The following is a 20191-nucleotide window of genomic DNA, read 5'->3' on the forward strand; positions in this document are numbered from 1 at the left end:
TTCCACACGCTTTTAGGTTGTGAATTGGGCTCAGGTGAGTAAATTAAGAAGAATTTATTTGTTAGAGGCTAATATCACGATAAGCAGTGGCGAGCTAAAACGTTACGGCTCACTGCTACCACAATAAATTGAATGCAGTTGGTTTATGTTTTTAGGCCGTATTCTAAAAAGTCCCGCTAAAAATTAAACCGGTAAAATTTACCGGTTTATTTTGTATTTTAAGTTCTTACCTTAATTTTAATGTGAGCCATCTTTACGTTTAGGCGCAGGCTCTTTGCGGCGCAAGACTAAAAATGCCACTGCAAACAACATGAGCATTATCGTATGTGGTTCAGGTACATCGGTATTAGGATTGGCTGGTGCACCAAATACATCCACTGCAAAACCGCCGTTGACGTCGTCCCACACCACTGCCCAATCAAAACCGTCCATTAATCCCGTCACAATAAAATTAGTAATGCTTAATAAATCAAAGTTAATAAAGTTATTAGCAAAGGAGAAATCAAAGTCAAAGCCATCTAGCGGATTATAATCAGGCTCGAACACCAACTCAAATTGAGTCGACGTATCTACCGTCACCTTACCGCGCACATCCAACATGTCATACAGACTGGAGTTAGTCATATCGATTTCTAGGGTGCCAAATAAGTTCAGATCCTGCATTAAGATCAAACTGCCACGGCCTATTTTTCCGTCTGCATTAACGGTGACATCAGCATCAACCACACCACTACCGGCCAAACTGCCTTTATCAATAGTCACATTACTGGCCACTAACTCACCATCTACATTCAGCTCGCCAGCTTGTTGAACAAAGTTGTTGGCCAAGGTCAAAGTTGATTGCACATTCACTTTGCCATTATTAAGCACTTCACTGTCGTCGATTTGCATGCCACCAGCACCACTTACTTCAACAGTACCATTGTTAGTAAATAAATCGCCTTTCAAATCAAAGATTAATGCTTTGCTGCCATCGGCATGAATAGTGCCCTGGTTATCCATGGCTAACTCATCCACTCTGCCCTCACCTTTAAAGGTGCCGCCTGCAGCAATATTTAACTGACCATTACTGGCTACCGGTTCAAAGGTCACACTGCCATCAGGATGAGTAATGGTTTTTAAGGTATAAGCCGTAAGATTGGCATCATGCATCACAATTTCGCCACCGTCTAAGGCGGTGAGTGACGAGGTATTTATGATAGTGCCATGTAAGTTAAATTCACCGCCGTTGGCCACTTCGGTATTCGCGTTAAAACTCATGTTAGTAAAATCACTTGAGCCAAGATCAATGATTTTGCCATCACCTATGGTTTCTAATCGGCCACCATTCATTGAGATATTTTTAATCTCAACCACCGAGCCTTCTCTGGCTTGAATTAAGGTGCCACCGCCGTTATCAAAATCACCTTGAGTTAACAATAAAATACCGCCATTTTCGGCCCGTAAAGTAGCGCGCATCAATTGTGCGGCATCGCCAGGATCAAGAGTTAAACGCTGGCCATTCACATTAGCAGTAACCGTACCTTCCGATATTTGCAGAGCAATATTATCCAAGGTGCCATAACCACTTAAAACTGAACCATTGCCTACTACGTCAATAGCACCACCCAGCACGGTTATGCCTTGCAGTTGCAACTCGCTATTGGCTCTGGCGGCAAGTAAACCACCGGTATTTTGTAAGCTATCACCTTGTAATGCGAGTACACCCGAGCTGACTTCAATCAAACCACTGTTACTTGAGCCGGAAGCAAGGTTAATACTTAAGCCAGTAGCATCCGCAGAAATAGTGCCTTTGTTGTCGAGCAGCACATTATGTAAGACACCATCACCGTTAAGTAACGCATTTTGGCCTACAGTTACATTACCACCGTTGATGGTGGCAGAATTTAAATGTAATACATCGCCATATTGCTCACCGGTTTGAATACTACCGCTGTTGGTAATCGTATTGTGCAGGTTAAGCTGCCCACCTACCGCACTAATAACACCACTATTTTCAATGTTGTTCGTAACAAGATCACCATGGCCGCTTACTGTCCCGCTGTTAACTATATTGCTCACGCTTAAGTCAGCGGCTTGCAGTTTAATGTGACCTTGGTTATTAAGATCGTTACTGGCAACAAACTGCTGGCCATTAGCCAAATGCAGGCTTGCGGTTGCATTGATGTCTTTCAGAGATTCTTGCAGATTGATGATCTTAGTTGGGCCATCCGTTGGATATTGCGCTTCCAAATTAGCATAAGTACCGCTGAGTTTTACGGTGACATTATCTAGATTGGTCACACCATCTGGGCCTAAGTCTATTGTGCTAAAGTTATTCAGCGCAATAGTGGCCTCAGCCGTTTCGCCATAAGCCGCCCACGTACCGCCAGTGCCATTAAATACATTGTAGGTATAGCCACCAAAATATAAGTTTGAACCACCCATCACTTCCACTGTGCCGCGGTTAATAAAGGTGCTAGGCACACTATTATCAAGGTTACTAATGGCTAAGTAGCCACCGTCAGACCGAATGGTACCTTCGTTGATCAGTTGTCTTACCCCAGTAGAGGCATCAGTCGTGTGATTTATATAGACTTGCCCATGGCCCTGCACTAAACCGCCAGCTTGGTTTTCAAGGCCTTTAACTGTGGCATTAGCTAAATTAACCGTACCAGAGTTTTGCAGTTTGGCAGAGTCGAACGACGCACCATTACTTAAGCTAAGCGATCCATTTTGCTGATTATTAAATACTGCAAAGGTTTCGATAGATTTACCGACTTTAATCTCTGCGGTTGCGCCATCTAAACGAATGTCGGCACTATTATTAAAGCTTGTATAATTACTCGCTGCGGATGCACGGCCAAGATCGATTCTGCCACCGTTGCTGGCTTCCCATAGACCGTCGGTTAAACTGATACTGTTGCCAGCAACAGTTAAATTAGTAAGGTTAGTTGTGCCTTGTGCCAATAATATATCGTTTGTAACAGTGCCCGTACCGTTGGCAAATACACGACCGTTATTGCTCCAAGCCCTTGTGGTATATAAGTTACCGCCAGAATCTGCGCCCAAATTACCATTATTAGTTAGCGAAGTGTTGGCCAAATATAACTCGTCGCCTTGTGCAACGATGGTGCCTTGATTATCAATGCTGGCAAATCTGACGATTGCCCCGTTACCACGAATAGTATGTTCAGCACCATTGACTAAATCGATGCCTGAACCACTGGCGCGCAGTGCCGCCCCCTCGCCCATGCGGTTTACACTATCTTGGGCTCCCCACAAAGTAACCGTGCCATCCCCTGCTAAGGTAAAATCTTTTTTGACGGTTAAAGACGATTGATTAGCGACACCAAAACTATTGATCACCTTGCCGTCATTGTCTGACGAAATAATAATATCGCCGTTATTAACTAGGGTATTATTCCCATTAATACCATCTAATATCAGAGACTTAACATTAGCCGGATCGCGACTTCCACTAGTGCTAAATACCTCAACACTGCCTTCTAATGCCAACACACCTGAGCTGCCCGCTTTCCAAGTGACATTATTAATATCTTGCACTAGATAACAGCCCGATTCAGCATCACCTGAGACACAAACTCTATTGGTTTTATCACCCACATAAAATTCGCCGTTTAAAACGACACTATCTAAAGTGGTTGAGTTGAAGGCCATAGAGCCACCAGCGGAAGTGCTCAAGACTGTATTGCCATCACCGGATAGATTAGCTTTGGTGATATTCAACGCGCCGCCCGCGGAGTGCAGAGTACTGCCCTGACTAAAATCGAGATCAATATTTTGAATACTCGCATTATCCCAAGTTTGAATGGTTTGGTTTTTAAGAGTAACTACTGAATTTGTACTTGAACTCGAGGTTAAGGTCGCGTTGTTTTGCAGGTTAATTTTACCCGTGCCGGACACTTCTAAATTGTTGAGTTTGAGTGTTCCCTGATGGGTCACGGAAATAAGACTATTATTTTTGATTTGTTCGCCTTCTACAGACAACACACCACTGTTTAATATTACTAGAGCACTGTCGCCAATTAAATTGAGATTGCCACTGGACGCGCCAGTCCTGACTAGCGCTATAGTATCTGGCCACCCTGGGTTAACATCTGTACCACTGATAGTCACATCATTGATAAGTGGCACTGAGCCATTCTCCCAACTGCTTGCATCTGTCCAGTTAAATACCCCGCCTGTTTTCATGTTGACGTTGTCGGTACTGAATAGAAATTTATTACCTTGTTGGTCGCCAAAGCCCCCTAAGGCAAAACTGCTATTAAACAGTGGTGGCAGTTCTATACTACCTAAATCAAATGGAATTTGGGCTAGCGGGCCAAACCTACTGGTACCCATATCTATGCCAAAAACTTCGCCCGAAATACTGCCCTTAAGAAGGTCTATATTAAAAGTAGTATCAATACGCAAGCCGGTTTTGTTGGTTAAACTTACCGCAATGTCATAAATTGGCGTGATACCCAATTTTTTATTCTCGTCCCATTCCACTTCTATTTGCTGATCTAAATTGAGATCATTAAGGCGAGTAACGCTGCTTAATGGCCCACCACTGATACCAGCAAATACCGCTTCATCAAAGGCATAACTGATGCCGATTTTACCAATGGATAGGCTAAAGTCTTGGGTTAAGGCAAGTGAAGGAGTTAGGGTCAAATCGATTAAATCCACCGAGGCAGAGACACTACCAATACCAAAATCAACGTCTGCGGTTACCCCTAAAGGTGGCAATATGCCCAGACTGGTGCCAAGTTGATCAACATCTAAACTGATATCTAAAAAGTTATCCGAGCCGCTAGTAGAAAGTACGTTAAGTGCACCACTTGCCCCAACATTAAGACCAGCACCGCCTAAATATTCTTTTTCGATGATATCGGGCAAACGCACTGCCACTTCCACCAAGGGAGAACCGCCCACGCTCACTTTGGGTTCTAAATCTATTGAGACTTTTTTCTTCTTTTTACCTTCGGGATCTTCGGGATCTTTTTCTTCTGTCACTTCAATCACACTGGCTACCGATTCACCAGCGGCAAACAAACTACTAAAGCCATCCAGCACTCTCACTTCACCACTTTTATCGCGGTTGAGAGACAGTAACTCAAAACTTTCGTCAATATTAAATAGGGTTGCAGTCTCACTACCACATTTAGTGCTAACCCAGACGTCATAACAGCCTTTGGCCGTTACCGAAGCAGTAGCTTCAGTGATCAAATCTACATAGGCTTGTATGGTGGGTGAAATGGACTGCAAAAACGCACCACCTAACAACTGTGAAGTTACCACCCCCATAGAAAAAGGTTGACCATGATTTAAGTCACTGAGGCCAGGTAAATCAAAAGTAAACTCAAAAGGTAAGCTTGAATTAATGGTACCGCTATCGATTTCCCAACCAGTCTCCAGACCAATTCGGCCGCTGGTCGCTCCACTGACTCGTAAACCATTGCTGCCATATGTGGCATTACCTACTTCAAAAATTTTGCCGCTTTCATCCCATTCCACACCTAAAAATAAAGGGTTATCCAGATTAGAAAATGCTATTGAACTGCCTGTACCCCACATACTTTGCCCGCTCGTTGAAAACGTCACTTGTTGTGATACTTCAACAGCTACCGCTGTTGGTACTCCCCACAAATACAAAGCGGTAGAGATGGACAAAGCAAGCGCTTTTTTAGGCGGCAAGTTTTTTATGGGTAAATTCAACATAATCATTCCTTAAATTGTTTAACCCTAAATTCAGCCACTGACGGCAGTGAGGCTGTTAATCAAGGCGGCGTGGAGCAAACACTTTAGAAATCTTGTGTTAGTAATCCTTGCCAAATGGCAAGCCTAAGCACAGACTTTTTACAATATTTATCATAGAGTTAACTTGGGAATGTGGTTTGTACAATATGGCCAATTGTTTGCACAAACTGGCCAAGTTACACCGTACATGGGGTTAAGAGTCTGTTTAACTCTGTTACTGTCTAATCGATGGCGGAGGGGCTTTTACCGTAGAATTTTTTAAAGGTTCGGGAAAAATACGACAAACTCTCATAACCAGTACCGTAAGCTATTTCACTTAAACTGAGTTTGTTGTCATTAATTAATTTAAGTGCTGCTTGCATGCGTATTTCAGTAATAAATTGGCCAGGTGTCTGCTGACACTCTTCCTGACATTTACGACTCAATGAACGGCGGCTCATGGCCATTGTTTGGGCTAAAAGATCAATAGAAAACTCAGCGTCGGTTAAATGGGCAAGTACCTCTTTACGCAACTTGCTTACAAAACGGTTTGAGCTTGTTTCTGGATTGTCGCTTAAGATAAATTCACTTTGCAGTTTTTGGCGGATCTGTTTTCGACTTTTAATTAAACCGTCGACCCGTGCGATGAGTTCTGATGTATCAAAGGGTTTAGTTAAGTAGTCATCTGCCCCTGTTTGTAAACCGGCAACGGTGTCTCGTTTGGCAGATTTGGCACTGAGTAAAATAAGAGGAATAGTATTGGTAATGGCGTGTTTTTTAAGCTCAGTGAGCATCTCAATGCCATTCATTTTAGGCATCATCACGTCTGAAATTATAATATCGGGTAACAGTGTCAAGGCCTTGGCTAACCCTTCCTCGCCGTTGCTGGCTTGTATAATATGATAATAGCCAGATAAACGCAGAGCAATAAACTGGCGCAACTCAAGATTATCATCCACCACCAGGACGGTAGCCACATCTTCTTTGCCAGACAAAGTGCGGGGCGGGAGTAATTCAACGGGGCTGAGGGCTTCGGTTAGTGATTCAGTCGTTGATACAAGGTCGATATTTTCCGCTAGCTCTGCTTCATTAAAATGTTGTTTACCACGTTGCAACCACAAGGTAAAACAGCTGCCCTGGCCCAACTCACTGCTGACTTCAACGCGCCCATGGTGCAAGTCAATCAACTCTTTAACTAAGGCTAAGCCGATGCCAGTGCCAGGTTGAGACACTGAATCCGCGGTTTTGCCCTGATAATAACGTTCAAAAATATGGTTTAGTTCTTCACTTGCTATGCCAGTGCCATTATCAGCCACTTGAATACCCACTTCTGTTTCATCTCTGACTAAGGTGATCACAATCTTACTTTTTTCACCACTGTACTTAATGGCATTAGATAGTAGATTAGCTAAACATTTATCTAACTGGTCACGGTCGCAATACAATAACAGGGGATCTTGGGCATCAGTTACCAGCAAAGTTTGCTGCTGTTGGCTGGCTAAAGTAGTAAAACGTTGTGTTACGTTAGTGATTAATTCAGCCACATTATATTGGGCAATATGCAGCGGGAACTGCCCCAGTTCTAAGCGATTAATATCCAAAATATGGCCGACTAAGCTCAACATATTTTTGGCATTATTAAGTGCGGTAGTCACTGGATAAACAATAGTTTGTGGTAAGTCTTGTTGCTCACGCAATAACTCTTGCAATGGGGCAATAGTTAAGGTCAACGGGGTACGAAATTCATGGCTTACATTAGTAAAAAATCGCTCTTTTAAGATTTTTTGCTGCTCAAGCTCATCCACTTTAACGGCTAATTGTTGGGTTCGCTGAGTCACGGTTTGCTCTAAGGCTAGATTTTGTTTACGCAACTTATTAGTACGCCAACGTTGGGTTAGCCAACCACTCATGCCTAGCATTAACAATAACAATGTTAGGTAAATAAACCAGGCTAAATGACTTAAATACCAAGGTGGCTGAACGGCAAACACCAACTGTTGGTTATAAACGCGGCCCCACTGATCCTGGGCTTGCAACTCAAAACTAAACTCCCCACCCGGCAACAAGGTATAATCTTTTTGGTGCTCTGGGCTCCATTCACTCCAATCATCATGGCCACTGCCAAGCAAACGATGTCGATACACAGTACTTTGTTTAATACTGGGATTGGTAAGTGAATATGCAATACGAATGGAATTACCATTGTGCTCAAGTGTGGGCAAAGTAGCTGTTGGCAGCAGACCACCATAGAGCAAACTATTATTATTGAGGTCGGTGATCTGTCGAATCGCTAATTGACTAGGCTCAGGTAAAAGTTCACTAAGTTCAATATTGGCGCGATATACTTCACCTGAACTTTGCGCAAACCAGATAGTGTTTTCCGCCACACTCAGAAAGTCTTTAAATCCCGAGTCAGCAAAGGGTTTAAACAAAGTCTCATTATCTTGCCAAACACCTGTTTCATCCTGTTGTATATAACCGCTATCTTGACCGATGCGGTACCAGATGCGGCCTTGTTCATCAGCATGTAAACGAAAAACGTCTTGACCCTTGATGGTAAATTTAGCCGGAAGCCCTGACATAAATTGTAACTCAGGTACGCGACCAGCCCGATAATCCATCAAGCCATCTGTAGTCGCGATCCCCACACCAAAGGGCAACTTAAAAGGCATCACATTACCGGGCGGTAAACCATCTTGCTCAGTAAATTTGCGTACATTGGTAGCACGCTCTGCAAACTGGGCATTTTCAATTCGATATACTTCTTGGCTGGGTGTGCCTGCCCACACCACGCCACTATCTTCAATGGCGACAAATTCAAGTTCATCTTCGGTTTGCTCAATGAGTTGTGCGACCCATTGTTGTTGGTCTAAGGTTAGATGATACAAACCGGCGTAAGTGGCGACAAACAAGGTATCGCTGATGGGATCAACACTCAGCCCTCTAGCCCAACTGGTAACAATAATATTCTCAAAATCTTCAGTGTTGGCATTTATCGCACGGGCAAATACGCCACCACTACCTGCATAAAGAAAATATCCATGGTATTCAAGTACATCAAAATTAATGTGTTTACTGACAACAAGGCTGTCAAACTTAGCGGGTGAGAGCTTAGCTGCACCTGGTGTAAGTCCAAATAGTCCATCACCAGCAGCGATAACTCGCTTATTGGCCAAGGCCAATTTATCAATAATGGTGGAGTTATCACCTATGTCATAGGTACTGTAGCGATGAGGTGGCACGATTTTAATTACATTTGGAATGCCTGACAGCCATATATTGCCGTGTTGGTCTTCTAATACCGAGTACCAGCTATTGGCAGTTAAATTATCTTGTTGTTGATAATGTCTGACTAACTCAAGTGAAGGATTGAGAATAAACAGTCCATCATACAAAGACGCTAAATAATAAAAACCGTCACTGGCCTGAATGCTATTGTAAATAATCACATCTTGACCAAAGAGCTGGGCATCCACTTTCAGTGCGAGTTCACCAGCCTCTTGCTCAAATACACCGTGTTGAGAAGTGACTACTACCAACTTACCAGCTTGATTAGTAAAAATACTGCGTACATAAGATTTAGCGGGCAAGGAAAAATTGCTTGCTTCTAATGTAAATTCAGTCCCAGAGGCAGAAATCTGAATTTTATACAATGTGGGATCATCAGCCTGTTTAAATAAAAAATCGCCATCTAAAGCAAATAGTCGATGTTTACCGCCGGGTATATTAGGCATAGCCTGTAGTTGCGTACCATCCCAAAAATACACCTGTTGATTACTGATAAAAGCCACACCATGTTGATTGGCGGCTGTAGACCAGATTTCACCAAACTGGCGCTGCTCAGTGGGTAAGTTTTCTAATAAAGATTGGTAGTGCAAACGGCCAAGTTCATCAGGCAAAAAACGACCAATTTCATCAATGGTGCCGACATACAAACCACCGTCTGCCCAAGGAGCAATTGAACGAATACGAGTATTATTAGGCGTCGCGTATTTATGCCATTGTTCGCCATCCCATTGGCTTAAGCCGGTGCCTGAGCCAACATAAATCAAGCCATCATCGGTTTTGCTTAGCCACCAATTTTGGTCACTACCTTGGTGCTGTTTAAGGCCAAACACTTGGGACACAGGTAAGCCGATTTGGCTATATTCATTGGCTTTAAGCAATTCAATGTTTACAGTGAATACAAGCAAGATTAACAGCTTAATAATCTTCATGAATTTATAAAAAGGCCAAATAATCAGATATTTATGTGAGCTTAAGCCTAAGCTAAGAGCAAAATTTATTCAATTAAAAAGACCTTAGCCTCTTAAACAAAAAAAGGGCTCAGTGTAAACACTGAGCCCTTTGCACACTATGATTTTTACACTTTTAAAGTTTGACTTGCACACCTAAGGTCACACGACGTTCACCGTAGACCCGACTGTCAATATTCGACTCCCACTGATGGTAGTTTTCTTGATATTCCTCGGTCAGGTTGGTGCCTTGCAAAGAGAGGGTCACCATCTCGTTAATGTCATAACTCACAGAGGCATCCAAGTAGCTAGTCGCTGCTGTCCAATAAGCAAACTGATAAGCCCCTTCGTATTTTACCCCGTTAAACATTTCACTACGGTAGTTATGGGCGATACGTGCCTGTATACCATCTTTTTCATACCATAAGGCTAAGTTGGTTTGATGTTTAGAATTGCCTACCCCCGGCAAAGAACCACCGTAGAAATCCATGTCATTACTTTCGCTAGGTGAATAGGTGTAGTTGGCAGTAATACCAAAACCACTCCAAAATCCATCTAGAAAATCCAAACCTTGCTGATAACCCATTTCTAAACCGGGTTTATCAAAGTTCCAGTCACCGGTGATATCAAAGGTTTCGGTGGTTTGAATGGGTACAGTACCGGTAAATTCACCGGTAGATAGATTATATCCGCGCACTACCCCATCACTATCAACTATGTCATCACGCAATACCAATGAGGTTCTGAATTCAGTATTGCCTCTACCCCAAAACAAACCCACATTAAACATACCCGTTTCACTAAAGTACCATTCATAGGACATCTCTAGATTGTCATTACGATTAGGTTGTAAATTGGGATTACCATCTTGACCGCCGCCTGTGGCACAAAAAACTTCTTCGCCTTGGGCGTTGTTGATCTCACAGTTTTTAACCCGATTAACCGTTAAACCACCCGCTAATTGATCGGTATTGTGAGTCGATACGGTCTCAGTGTAGGAAAAACGCAATACTTGCTCTTCATCCAAATTTAAGGCCAAGTTCAAGGCTGGTAATAAATCACTGTAGGCGTTAATGGTATTAATTTTGTTACCGTCTGGTTGCAAAATCCCTGGTCCGATTAAAAAGTCCTGACCATTAAAATTGGCTACGGTGCCTTGCAAACCTTCACTTTGAGTAATATCAAACTCGGTTTTTATGTAGCGAAAACCAATATTACCAGTGTACGACATACCAGCGATGTCACCGTCTAGGTTAGCCTGAAAATACACAGTCTGAGTTTGCTCTTTAACGTTGTAAACGTTAGCCGCATCGGGTACCAGTGCGTTAGTACCATAAATTTCGTTGTGCCATGCAATAGGATCTTTCATGGCCTTTGGATCGATAAAGTACATAGTACCTAAACCCGTTGAGCCATGAAAATCACTAATACCGGTGATCATGCCTTTGGCATCTAACTCGGTAAATGACATGGGCGGAATATAAGATTCTAAGGTTAATGGTGCTTGAGTAGCGGTATCTTTCCAACGAGCTAAAAACGCATCACCATAGGCATTTGTGCGCGCCACACCACCATACCAACCACTTTTAGACACTTCCCGTTGACCATGACGTAGACCAAAATCCACTGAACTGACTATGCTTAAGGCATCTATGTCGATAACATAAGAACCATCAAAACGAGCTATGTCCAGGTCAGCATTGGAAAACTCACCATACAGGTTACTGGATTTATTGCTGTAACGATTGAGATTACTGCCAAACACTTCGTTAGTAATGCTGCCGTCCTGCTCTGTGACATCGATAGAACCAAAGTTCCAGTTTTGTTGACCTCCACGATAGCTAATGGACACAGGGATCTGAGTATAAGCATCAACCGCTGTGCCATCAGGCAAAGTAGCAGATACGCCATCATAGCCCCACGGGTTGGCATTACTTATAAATTCAGTGCCAGGACCATGATAAGTATCACCAATTTGTGAGCCTGAAGTAATAAAGGAGTCAATAACACTGCGACTCATATCATTGTTTGCTTCACCATGTACCCAACGTAGTTTGCCAGTAAAAGCGCCGCCGTTGTCAAAAGCCAGTTCAAGATTGGTATTTAATGCTTCTTTTTCTACCGCCCAGGTTTGCGAGTGGGTTTTAACTGCACGGGCTTGGTAGTCAGCATCTTGAATAGTGAAATAACTGCCTTCGTTGGTGGTAAAGACTCCATCTTGACTGGTAATATTAGGATATTCTGTGGTTTCGGTAGGGGTATACCAACCTGTTACACCTTGCCACGCTTGACTTGCCACAACGCCAGCAAAATATTGGTATTCTTCCAGCTTGGTATAAAACACATCACCGGTTAATTTCAGCGAATCCGTCAACTGGAATTGTACTGAACTGTTTACCCCCGTGCGGTCCCGGTCGATAAAACGGTTACTGGCTTGATGCCCCTGAAAACCATAATAAACATCATTAAAGTCGCCATCGCCATTTACATCGACATTTTCTTGCACAAAGTTAGCCGCTTCGCTGGCGTTAAATGACCAACCACCGTATTGCCCAGGCTCTCCACCTTGAGCGCCATTGGTATAATCAGCTAAATGACTAGATGATTTAGCTAAGTTTAAAGTGAAACCATATTTATCATCGTTGTTATAACCGATAAATGCCGACACTAAACCATCGTTTTCTTTGCCTAACGAGCCACGTGTTGCCTCAGCTTTACCTAGTACTGTCCACTCTTCGGTTAACATAAAAGGACGATTGGTTTTAAGATCGATAGTACCGGCTAAACCACTGACCACGTTGCGTGCTTGTGATGATTTATACACATCCAAGCCCGATACCATGGTAGAAGGAATATCAGCAAAATCAGGGGTGATGGTGGTGACGTTACCCGCCGATAACATTTGCTCACCGTTTAAGGTGGTTGATACGTTGCCGTTACCACGAATATTAACCAATGCACCTTCACCACCAGAACGGGTAATTTGAATACCGGTAATACGCTGCAATGAGTCAGCAATGGTGCTATCGGGCAATTTACCGATATCCACCGCGCTAATGGAGTCAACCACGCTGCCGGCATAACGTTTGTTGTTCATGGATTGAATAAGGGAGCCACGAATACCACGTACTGTGATCACTTCGGCATCATCTAAGGCTTCAACTTCAGTTTCAGCTTCATCGTTTACTTGTTGTGCATTGATACTCAGGGGCAACAACATTAGTCCAGCGAGCACACTGACAGACAATAAATTGTGTTTGAATTTTTTATTAGCAGGCATGTTTTATCCTTGTTACTTTTTGTTCAGTTTGGGCCCGGCATTCAATGCAAAGCTTGCAATGAATACCGGCCAGATTAGGGTTTATTAGCAATAGGGCTTATTCAAAAACCACTTTATCGATATAGTATTTGGATTCACTGGTGCTGTTGGCTGGGCTCATAAAACGCACACCAAAGCCGCTTATTTCACCCATATCAGCAATATCCAAACTGAGCTCTACGCCATCTGCTGTCATGGCAACCGCTCCACCATCACGCCAAGCGCCATCTTTATCTTTGGCAAATAATTGCACCTGCACGTTGTCACCTGCATCCATCACTTTAGCCGTGACTTTTAAGGTAGTTACGCCACCCAATAACAAACCGCCTGCGGGATAAACTTGCAAAATGACGTTGTCATCTCCATCGACCAACTGCGTCACACCGGCTAAGGCATTTTCGCCATCCGCTGCCCAATCTTGGGCTAATTGCACACCTTGAGTAGGTGACCAATTAACTTGAAACTCCCAGCTACCCGTGCCTTCAAAGTCGTAAATATTTGTTTCATCAAGACGCACATTATCTAAATAGAAACGCGCATCTGTGGCGGTGGCATCGATACCTTCATACTGAAAACCTAAACCTGCTAACCATTGGTAAGCGGAGACATCCACTTCTAGCTCAACACCGCCGTCAACAATGGCCACGGCACCGCTGTCGGTCCAGGCCCAGTCGTCACCGTATTTCACGAACAACTTCACTGTGGTACCAACTCCGGCGCCAATAGCATTGCCACTGACTTTGACTTTAGATACTTGGCTAACATCGATGCCGCCTTCTGGGTAAACCTGAAACATGGCGCCAGTAGGCTCAGTAAAGGTAGTAAGATCTTTGATCATGGTTAAGGCGCGCTTACCGCTGCTCGCCCAATCATTAGTGACGGTAAGACCTGGCACACCTGTCCAGTTAATTTGGGATTCAAAACCGGAGGTATCAGGCTCAAAATCATAAATTACCGCATCATCGAGTCGTACGTTATCAAGGTAAAATTCAGCTGCTGTGGCGCTGGCATCAATGCCTTCATATTGGAAACCTAAACCGGCTAACCAATCATAGGCAGACACATCCACCTGTAACTCGACACCACCATCAACAATGGCCACTGCTCCGCTGTCTGCCCATTCCCAATCATCGCCGTATTTAACAAACAATTTCACGGTAGTGCCGGGACCGGCATTTATAGCATTGGCACTGACTGTCACTGTGCTGACGTCACTCACATCAAGCCCACCCGTTGGATAGACTTGGAACATGGCACCAGTAGGATCAGTTTCTAAGGAGAGATCTTTAGCTAAGATGAGTGAGCGCGAGCCACTGGTTGCCCATTTGTCAGATGTGGCAATACCTGTGGTTGCTGCCCAATTAATTTGTGCTTCAAAATTTGCGGTGCTGACTTCAAAATTCTGCCAAACGCCAGCTTCAACTTTAGCCCGTCCACCAGGAATATCAGCTAGGTTAAGCACGCCATGAAAGGCATAGTTAGAATCGATAGTTGCTGCTTCAATACCATCAGGACCTAAGTCACCGCCAGAGTTCCAAGTAATGAAAAAAGACCACCAGGCATTTTGCTCATGCATTAAGGCAACATTAGGAATGGTACCGGTTTCAGTCAAAGCCACAATTTTTTTGCCATTGTGACGATCTTTTAAAGTGGCGTATTGGCCTTTGAAGGGATTGTCAGGATTATTACCGTCGTAGCCGTCGTAACCCACAATGTCCACATAGTTGTCACCGGGATACCAGTTTGCGTCAAGGCTTTGCGCATGGGTGTAAACCCAAATCAAATTGTTGAGGCCATGCATGTTTGTCATGCGATCGTACATCAATATCCATAACTGTTTTAAGGCTTCAGGTCCTGCAGCCCCCCACCAAAACCACTGACCTTCAGCCTCGTGTAACGGACGCCATAAAATCGGAATATCAGCATCGGCAAACTTTTTAAGCTCAGCTGAAACCGTATCGATATCGGCCAACAGTGCCGTATATTCAGGGCTATTGGTGTCAGCTAAGGCTGCAGCTAAATCAAAGGTTGTTGCGCGTGAGTAAAATCCAGCCCACCATGCTTGTTGATCACTGCCTGATTCGTCACCTACCCCATCACCATCGGCATCGAGTAAATGCATTGGTGCATTCCAGTGCCACAGTGCAGAAAGCATGACGTTTTTAGTTTGATGTTCGGCAATCATGGCTTCTGACAAACCACTAGTATCACTGCCGTTGGCCACTCGAGTGGCAGAAAAATCAATAAAGTCAAAACCCACAATGGCAGGAGCATCATCGCCAGTGGCCGCCACAACCTTATCAAACTCGGTCAAAGGAAAAGCACCTTCGACCTTATTGGGATATTCAGTTTGGCCAGATAAAGTGGCCGTACCATAATTAGCCGCCAAAAACTCCATGACTGCTAAGGCTGATGCTTGAGCATTAGGGTTAACTAAGGTTGGTGCTACCGCTAATGGTGCGGGTGGCTCAGCGGCGGGGATCATCAAAATACTATCCAAGCGATAGTAATTCCAACCACCACCCACTTCGATAATATTCTCCCCAGCAGTTAACTTGATAATCCCTACCCGGTAGTTGGAAAAACTGCCCGTAGCATTAATCGAAATTTCAGTTTTAACCCCATTAACCGTCACTATGGCATTTTTACTACCATAACCCGCTGAAGGAATGCCAAAACGCGCATACAAGGTAAAAAAGGTGTCATTTTCTTGATTAATGGTAAATTTAACTGAGGAGCCAGGCACGATATCAGCCGTATGTGAGCCAGAAGCACCGCTAAGATAAGCTGCATCACCAGAAGACACGGTTGCCACCGCAACAAGTTCAGCAACTGAGGCATCTTCGATTTCGTAAGTGACTAATATAGCTGGATCAAACACGGTAATACTGGTGGAGGCAACCAGAGGGTTACCATCTGCATCGTTAATAACATTTCCGTTGGGATCTAGCGCTTTGATCTCGAAGGTAAAGGTTTCAATACCGTCGATTTCAGGTGTAGGGAAACTGAGGTTTTCCTTAGTCCAATCAATGTCACCGGCCAGTGGCGTACCACCCGTTTGGGTCCACATCACGGTTTCTGATGTAACAGTGCCAACTAAACGTCCAGTGAGCGTAATGTTTGCCGTTTCACCTAATGCATATTCGGCTGGCTCACCGGCAATAACCCCTAGCGGTCTTTCTTCAGGTGTATACACCACAGTATCAGTATTGAGTTTTGCTTCTTTTACACAGCCTGAACTCAAACTAGTAAGTAAAGCTAGGGCAACAAAAGACCCTAGTGGTTTTATTTTGGTTTTAAATGTCATTATTAACCTCTTACATGTATGTCATTTATTTATTTGTCTGCGAGCTAAATAACATCTGTTTAACTCGCTGTTTTAAGTTCCCGATATTTACCTGTACAAAATATATTCATCGCCAATACAAAGTAACCGGTTACAATTTAATTTAAAAAAAATGCAACTGCATTGTGTCCTTAAGACGACAAGCTTAACGTAACCGGTTACACCAGATCAACAATTAATTTACAAATCACCGTTTGTTTTCACAAACCAGAAATATGTCATTGTTTCTTAAGAAAAAAGAATATTATTAGGATATAAATATTTATACATCATTTTCTGCTAACACTTGGTTATGCCATGTGCGATGTCGCCATCTAATACTCGCTCTAAAAAAAACCGGACATTGCGTCCGGTTTTAATAAAGACTTACTTAATAATTATTGGCCAAATCCTGCAGGCACTGAACTTGCTTTAATACCATTGGGTCCATTAACTATCTCATTACCTCGAGTGGTTAACTCAACAGTGTTTTCTGAGGTCGACATATCCAAGCCAATAGTGGCTTCACCATTGCCTTTCCATGACCATGCCATCCAGCCATAAGGGACTACCCCAAAACCATGTACTTTGGCTTCACTTAGCACCTCTTCATTAAAGCCACCTTCGGCGTAATCCAAAGTCCATGCATCAACTTCAGTTGAGTTGTTAAAGCTCATGTTAAACAAGGTTTCTAACTCCAATGGCACTAAGCCAATCTTCTCCACTTTGACATAATCAATCAGAATAGATTCCGCTTTATCAGCACCAACACCCCCCACTTGAATACCAAGGCGTTGTAGCGTTTGTACCATGGTAAAATCGACATCTTCGAAGGTCACGTCAGTCCAACCACCAACATTAAAATCAGCGAATACCTTATCTTCAGTGGTATTCCAACCAGACCAATCGTCACCATGCTGCACATAGAAGCGGAAAAACAAATTGCTGGCATCACTGTATGAAGCAGGAATATATACTCGTGCGCTCAAAGTAATAGGTGCACTGGTATCTAGATTGGCAACACCACCACTGACATAGAAACCAAGTTGATCTTTACTTGACCATTGCTGGCTCAACGCTAAATCAGTACCTTCTACCGCGATAGCACCAGTAGTATCTTCATATGTATCACGTTCCCAACCACCTAGTTCACCTACAAAGTCTTGCTCATATTGAGAAATTAAACCCAACACACCACCAGCATCAAGTGATTGACCATCACCTAACACTGCCATGTAATCTATCAAGATTGGATCAGTATTTTCTGTCGTCAAAACGCCGCCCATCTCAATACCAAAACGTTGGAAAGGTGCAACTTGTGAAGATAAATCAACATTTTCAATAGTAATTTCAGTCCACTCACCTGGCGTAAAATCAGCTATAGTCAAATCCGGTTGGGGTACAGAGAACCAGCCCCAGCCTTGATCCTGCACAAATACTTTGAAATACAATCCACTTTCTTGTGCATAAGAGGCAGGGATAAAGATTTTGGTTTTGATAGTAACTGGCGCTGACGTATCAATACTGCTTAAGCCAGCAATACCAAAACCCAGTTTACCTTCAGTTACCCAATCAGGCGTAATAACCAACAAACCTGCGGCATCAGCAGTAACCGTTGTATCACCACCCCAAAATTTAGTCCAACTTTCCGCATCGGCATCAAATTGTGCGTTGTACATAGGTGGCTCACCGGCACTTTCAGTGGCTTCTGGATCAACCACTGTAATAGAGTCGACTAAAATTGATTCGGTTTTACCCGCGCTAACGCCACCAAATAACAGACCAAATTTTTGTAAAGCGCCTAAAGTAGTCCAATCTACATTTTCAAATACCACCTCACTCCACTCACCCGGGGTAAAGTCAGCAATTGTCGCCGTACTCGTTTCAGCCCACTCCCAGCTATCGCCATGGTTAACATAGATTTTAAAGTACAAACCAGTTTCAGTTGCGTACTCTGCAGGCAAAAACATATTGAGTTTGATGTTAAGCGGTTTACTGGTATCAATACCGGTATTGGCACCACCAACAAAAATAGCAAAGGAGTCACTGGCCGCCCAATCCTGAGTAATAACCAGATTTTCGGCATCAGAAGACACGACAGTACCCGCAGTCCAATCTTTGCCCCAACCTTCAGTCTCGCCAATAAAGTCAGCTTGATACATGGCGGGTACCGCACCACCGGCTTCAATTTTGATATTATCAAATTTGATATCACCAACAACATTGGTAGGTTTACCATTGGCGGATACTTCGAAGCCTATTTTTTTCACATCAGCAAGATCAAAACCCTCTTCAACCCAACCACCGAAGTCAGCGACGGTTGCTACGCTAAAATTCAGTTTGGTCCAAGCATTACCTTTTAAATCGGTATCGTTAGCTTGCATAAAACCCAAACTCGCATAACGGTCAGAACCATCACGTAAGTACATTTGCACACCTAACTTACCATTTTCCACATAGCGCACAGGAACGTACACATCGGCACTAATATTTGAACCTTGTAAGTCCAACGCTTCTGGCAATTCATGCTGATAGGCAGATTTATTTTCAGTTCCATTCCACGGAAAGTTAAAGACCATTGCTTGATCGCCAACCCCTTTGGTAATCAGATCGGTATGGTCAATAGAAGTGGCACCAAAGGCCATTGAACCACCAAATTCTCCAATGATAAAAGGCACACCGGTTTTCGACATCGCGTCAGTTGCAGCAACAATCTTATTACTCGAATTCCACTTAGCACCGTAAGCATGAACAGATAAGACAATATTAGATTCAACATCAGCCGCTTGTAGTTCTAGAGCACGGTCAGCTAAAAAAGCGTTGTAATCTTGGCCACAATGAGGTGCATCAATAACCAAGGGCACACGAAAACCAATTGTTCTAAATTCACGAATAATCGACTTATAAACATCTATATATTCAGCATAACCCACGCTATTGGCGTCCCACACATTCATGGGGCCCCATTCGTTGGCAATATTAATCATGAGATGAGGTTGGTATTTGTCTTTTACTAATACATCTATCCAGCGGTCAAACCATAATTCTTGAGTATATTTTTCGAGAAATTCAGCGCTTTCGGTACAGGTAATTTCACCCTCACCTTCCCACAACATAGGCATGGCGATCATACCGTTAGCCACAATTTCGTCCAACGCAGCTTCTAATTGTTCAGCAGTGGTATTGGCTCTCAGTTGCAATCTAACTACATTAGCGCCGGTTTCTTTAATGGCCGCTATACCACCTAAACGCACTTCTGGATTGTCACCATATTGCAAGTTAATCCCTCTTAATAAGATGGGATCGGTTGAGGCATCAAAAATTTCATTATTACTGGTGGCAATAACCAACGCATCTTCTGAAGGCGATGGGCGATCGGGTAATTCAACCGGAGCCTCTGGCACCAAGGTGTCAATATCGGCATTTTTATCCAATAGATCAGAACCGCAGTTTTGCAATAATAATCCCGCCATGACCACAGGTAAAAATCCGAGATATCGGCTTATTTTTGAGCGCTTACTATTTATTTTTTTCATATTTCTCTCTCTTTACAGCACCAAGGCTGTCTGCTCACATTTGGGTGAATTA

General features: G+C 43.4%; 5 protein-coding genes. All 5 read right to left on the reverse strand.

The genetic code is table 11. The annotated features are described in order from the left end of the window. Positions 1–237: 237 nt before the first annotated feature. Entirely contained in the window at positions 238–5706 is a 5469-nt protein-coding gene (locus tag ACEN2L_RS19595; protein WP_441745803.1) for a PEP-CTERM sorting domain-containing protein, read from the reverse strand. A 260-nt stretch (positions 5707–5966) separates the two neighbouring features. Continuing rightward, positions 5967–9941 (reverse strand): hybrid sensor histidine kinase/response regulator transcription factor, encoded by a 3975-nt coding sequence (locus ACEN2L_RS19600; protein ID WP_441745804.1) that lies wholly within the window; start codon positions 9939–9941, stop codon positions 5967–5969. Positions 9942–10095: 154 nt separating this feature from the next. Then, positions 10096–13239 (reverse strand): TonB-dependent receptor, encoded by a 3144-nt coding sequence (locus tag ACEN2L_RS19605; protein ID WP_441745805.1) that lies wholly within the window; start codon positions 13237–13239, stop codon positions 10096–10098. 97 nt (positions 13240–13336) lie between these two features. Then, positions 13337–16585 carry a glycosyl hydrolase gene (locus ACEN2L_RS19610; RefSeq protein WP_441745806.1) on the reverse strand — a complete coding sequence of 1083 codons (3249 nt, stop codon included), beginning with the start codon at positions 16583–16585 and terminating at the stop codon, positions 13337–13339. A gap of 416 nt (positions 16586–17001) precedes the next feature. Beyond that, entirely contained in the window at positions 17002–20139 is a 3138-nt protein-coding gene (locus ACEN2L_RS19615; protein WP_441745807.1) for a cellulase family glycosylhydrolase, read from the reverse strand. Positions 20140–20191: the final 52 nt, after the last annotated feature.

It is taken from the genome of Flavobacterium sp. W21_SRS_FM6, from assembly GCF_052119645.1.
Lineage (GTDB): Bacteria > Pseudomonadota > Gammaproteobacteria > Enterobacterales > Alteromonadaceae > Paraglaciecola.

Coding starts and splice junctions, on each gene's coding strand:
- ACEN2L_RS19595 (WP_441745803.1), bottom strand. CDS start 5,706: ATGTTGAATTTACCCATAAAAAACTTGCCGCCTAAAAAAGCGCTTGCT.
- ACEN2L_RS19600 (WP_441745804.1), bottom strand. CDS start 9,941: ATGAAGATTATTAAGCTGTTAATCTTGCTTGTATTCACTGTAAACATT.
- ACEN2L_RS19605 (WP_441745805.1), bottom strand. CDS start 13,239: ATGCCTGCTAATAAAAAATTCAAACACAATTTATTGTCTGTCAGTGTG.
- ACEN2L_RS19610 (WP_441745806.1), bottom strand. CDS start 16,585: ATGACATTTAAAACCAAAATAAAACCACTAGGGTCTTTTGTTGCCCTA.
- ACEN2L_RS19615 (WP_441745807.1), bottom strand. CDS start 20,139: ATGAAAAAAATAAATAGTAAGCGCTCAAAAATAAGCCGATATCTCGGA.